Annotated in this window: 10 tRNA genes; all 10 read right to left on the minus strand. The window is 52.3% G+C overall.

Annotated elements, in window-relative coordinates:
* Positions 1–91 precede the first annotated feature (91 nt).
* Positions 92–168 (minus strand) — tRNA-Ile (locus tag C7Y47_RS24600).
* Between the two features lie 7 nt (positions 169–175).
* Positions 176–249: transfer RNA gene (locus tag C7Y47_RS24605), tRNA-Met, on the minus strand.
* Between the two features lie 26 nt (positions 250–275).
* Positions 276–351, minus strand: a tRNA-Ala gene (locus C7Y47_RS24610).
* Between the two features lie 6 nt (positions 352–357).
* Positions 358–434: transfer RNA gene (locus C7Y47_RS24615), tRNA-Pro, on the minus strand.
* 13 nt (positions 435–447) lie between these two features.
* Positions 448–524: transfer RNA gene (locus C7Y47_RS24620), tRNA-Arg, on the minus strand.
* Between the two features lie 18 nt (positions 525–542).
* Positions 543–631 (minus strand) — tRNA-Leu (locus tag C7Y47_RS24625).
* A 5-nt stretch (positions 632–636) separates the two neighbouring features.
* Positions 637–711, minus strand: a tRNA-Gly gene (locus C7Y47_RS24630).
* Positions 712–757: 46 nt separating this feature from the next.
* Positions 758–842, minus strand: a tRNA-Leu gene (locus C7Y47_RS24635).
* A 21-nt stretch (positions 843–863) separates the two neighbouring features.
* Positions 864–939 (minus strand) — tRNA-Lys (locus C7Y47_RS24640).
* Positions 940–944: 5 nt separating this feature from the next.
* A tRNA-Thr gene (locus C7Y47_RS24645) sits at positions 945–1,020 on the minus strand.

Below are 1,020 nucleotides of genomic sequence, written 5' to 3' on the forward strand. Positions count from 1 at the left end.
TTCGAACCCCCGCGCGGTGTTACCCGCCTGTCGGTTTTCAAGACCGATCCCTTCAGCCAGACTTGGGTATACCTCCGTAATATTATATAAATGGTGGACCTTGCAGGACTCGAACCTGCGACCGGACGGTTATGAGCCGTCTGCTCTAACCAACTGAGCTAAAGGTCCTTTAAGATGGCGGCAGAGGGGATCGAACCCCCGACCTTACGGGTATGAACCGTACGCTCTAGCCAGCTGAGCTACGCCGCCAGGATCTTTATACTGGTTATCTTTTATGGTGGAGCCTAGCGGGATCGAACCGCTGACCTCCTGCGTGCAAGGCAGGCGCTCTCCCAGCTGAGCTAAGGCCCCATAAAATGGTCGGAATGACAGGATTCGAACCTACGACCCCTTGGTCCCAAACCAAGTGCTCTACCAAGCTGAGCTACATTCCGATAAATATTAATTTGGCGCGCCCGACAGGAGTCGAACCCATAACCTTCTGATCCGTAGTCAGACGCTCTATCCAATTGAGCTACGGGCGCTAATGATTAAAATAAAAATGGTGCCGAGGGCCGGAATCGAACCGGCACGGTAGTCACCTACCGCAGGATTTTAAGTCCTGTGCGTCTGCCAGTTCCGCCACCCCGGCACATTTGGAGCGGAAGACGAGGTTCGAACTCGCGACCCCCACCTTGGCAAGGTGGTGTTCTACCACTGAACTACTTCCGCATGTGCATAAGATTTATTTATCCTGGCAATTATGAAATTTTAAAAATGGTGCGGGTGAAGGGAGTCGAACCCCCACGCCTTGCGGCGCTAGATCCTAAGTCTAGTGCGTCTGCCAATTCCGCCACACCCGCATATTTTGTTGGCAATTTAAATGGTGAGCCATGAAGGACTCGAACCTTCGACCCTCTGATTAAAAGTCAGATGCTCTACCAACTGAGCTAATGGCTCAAAAATGGTGCCGGCGATAGGAGTCGAACCCACGACCTACTGATTACAAGTCAGTTGCTCTACCAACTGAGCTACACCGGC

The sequence above is a fragment of the Lysinibacillus sphaericus genome (assembly GCF_006864135.1).
In the GTDB taxonomy this organism is placed as follows: domain Bacteria; phylum Bacillota; class Bacilli; order Bacillales_A; family Planococcaceae; genus Lysinibacillus.